The sequence below is a fragment of the Paraconexibacter sp. genome (genome assembly GCF_041602235.1).
Lineage (GTDB): Bacteria > Actinomycetota > Thermoleophilia > Solirubrobacterales > Solirubrobacteraceae > Paraconexibacter.
In genome coordinates this window covers 1-1,931 of the sequence record NZ_JBFIGP010000455.1, presented here as the reverse complement: position 1 = coordinate 1,931, position 1,931 = coordinate 1, and the positions used below count along the sequence as shown (strand labels likewise).

General features: G+C 73.9%; 3 protein-coding genes and 1 pseudogene. 2 read left to right on the top strand and 2 right to left on the bottom strand.

All coding sequences use genetic code 11. From position 1 onward, the window contains the following. A partial coding sequence (locus ABYE80_RS20355) for a PP2C family protein-serine/threonine phosphatase (protein WP_372792205.1) occupies positions 1–650 on the bottom strand: 650 nt, incomplete at its 3' end. A gap of 249 nt (positions 651–899) precedes the next feature. Between ABYE80_RS20355 and ABYE80_RS20350 the strand changes: the two genes are divergently transcribed. Both ABYE80_RS20350 and ABYE80_RS20345 read left to right on the top strand, forming a co-directional pair. After that, complete coding sequence (locus ABYE80_RS20350) at positions 900–1,157, top strand: hypothetical protein (protein WP_372792203.1); 258 nt, start codon at positions 900–902, stop codon at positions 1,155–1,157. 32 nt (positions 1,158–1,189) lie between these two features. After that, positions 1,190–1,636: an SRPBCC family protein gene (locus tag ABYE80_RS20345; protein WP_372792201.1), complete on the top strand. Its 447-nt coding sequence runs from the start codon at positions 1,190–1,192 to the stop codon at positions 1,634–1,636. Between the two features lie 10 nt (positions 1,637–1,646). Here ABYE80_RS20345 and ABYE80_RS20340 read toward each other — a convergent pair. Next, positions 1,647–1,931, bottom strand: a pseudogene (locus tag ABYE80_RS20340) (hypothetical protein); the annotation flags it as partial.

The window sequence follows — 1,931 nt, the reverse complement described above, 5'->3', positions numbered from 1 at the left end:
CGCACGATCGCGCCGACCGCCGAGCCCGTCTCGAGCGCGGCTGCCTCGATCGCGCCGCGCGCCATGCCGGTGACGGAGGCGGCCGCGGCCCCCTTCCCGGTCACGTCGCCGATCACCAGCAGCCAACCGTCGGTGAGCGGGAAGGCGTCGTAGAAGTCCCCGCCGACATCCGCGCCATCACCGACAGCGCGGTAGAAGGATGCGAGGGCCACGCCGGGGATCTGCGGGAGGGCGGGTGGCCGCAGGCTGCGCTGCAGGGACTGCGCGACGTCGCGCTGCGCCGCCTCGGCGGCGGCGAGATCCCGCATCAGCCGCACGTTCTCCAGGACGAGGGCCTCGAGACGACAGCGGCCGGCCGCGGCGAGCAGCGCGACCACCGACGCGCCGACGACCGTGGTGACGCGTACGACGTGCTGGGCCTCGAGGAAGGTCCCGTCGATCGACCCGGACACGAGGGCCAGGACCACCGTCGCGGCCCCGAACGCCGCCGTGACCCTCGGCCCGGCCTCCAGGGCGACGAGCAGGACCGGCACTGCGGTCGCCGGCGTGAGCACGACCGGGAGGTCGACGGCCGGCCCGAGGCCGAACAGGACGGCCTGGACCACGGCGAGTGCCGCCACGCGCGGCCGCAGACGTCGGTCACCGGACACGGCCCCATCATCGCTGGTGGCGTCCACCGAGGTCGAACAGGTGGGGGTGGGGCGCCGGCGAGCCCGACGGTCCGGGCGCACACCGTTCCGTGGACCGCCGGCGCCCCACCACCACCTGCGACAGCTGAATCACATCTTGGCAGAGTCGCGCGATCGACCGCGTGACGCGCGGCGGGGTCGCCCGGGCGAGACCTGGCGCCCCAACGCCAGCGACTTGCACCGGAGGTCGGGGCGCGGTTGACTGGACCCATGACCGACCCCTCGCTCAACCCGGTGACCGACGCCATGGCCGCACGGCGACGGGAGGAGCGGCGCCCCGTCGACGAGGCGGGGGGCGGCGAGTCCGAGGGCTTCGAGCAAGCCGAGGCCCTGCTCGTCGAGCATGCCAGCCACGCCGACCAGCACACCACGTCGCAGATCGGTCAGCACACCAGCAAGATCGACGAGGACGCGTCCGCGCTGGACGCCGACACCTACGGCGAGGCGGACTCCGAGCGCCACCCGTGACCACCGCCGGGGGGCCCGGGTAGGCTGTCCGCGTGATCACCGGGACCCGCAGCGTCGAGCTTCTCGCCCCCGCCGACACCGTGTACGAGGTGCTCGCCGACGCGCAGGGCTTCCCCGCATGGCAGAGCACGGTCCGCGAGGTCCACGTGCGCGAGGTCGGCCCCGACGGCCGTCCGCTCGCGACGCGCCAGCGGATCGACGCGAAGATCCGGACCGTCACGGTGCTGCTGCGCTACCGCTACGACGCGCCGCGCTCCTTGAGCTGGGTCGCGGAGAAGGGCAGCGACATCAGGGCGATGGACGGCGCGTTCCTCGTCGAGCCGACCGGCGAGACGAGCTGCACCGTGGTCTACGAGCTCGCCGTCGACCCGGGGCGGACCCTCGGCCTCCTGGCTCGCGGACCCGTCATCGACCAGGTCCGCGACCGCGTGCTCGACGGCACCCTGTCCGATCTCAAGCGCCACGTCGAGCGGCGCTGAGCACGACGCCTCAGGGCTCCTGCGCGAGCCGCGGGAACGACCGGGTCTCACCCCTGAACGACCAGGGCGCCATCGTCAGGCACGGCGCCGCGGAAGCGCCGAGCGACTGCTGGTTCTGCGGGTTGGACGTGTGCGCGCAGCTCAGCGACTCGAGCCCCGTGACCATCTTGCCCAGCCCGCCGGGCTCGTGGTAGGGGTTGTAGCGGTTGGTCGGTGACCGCCGCTCGGCTCCGACGAGCCCCTCCGGCCAGAGCGGCGACAGCACCCGCAGTGCGCGCATGGGCTTGCCGTCCGG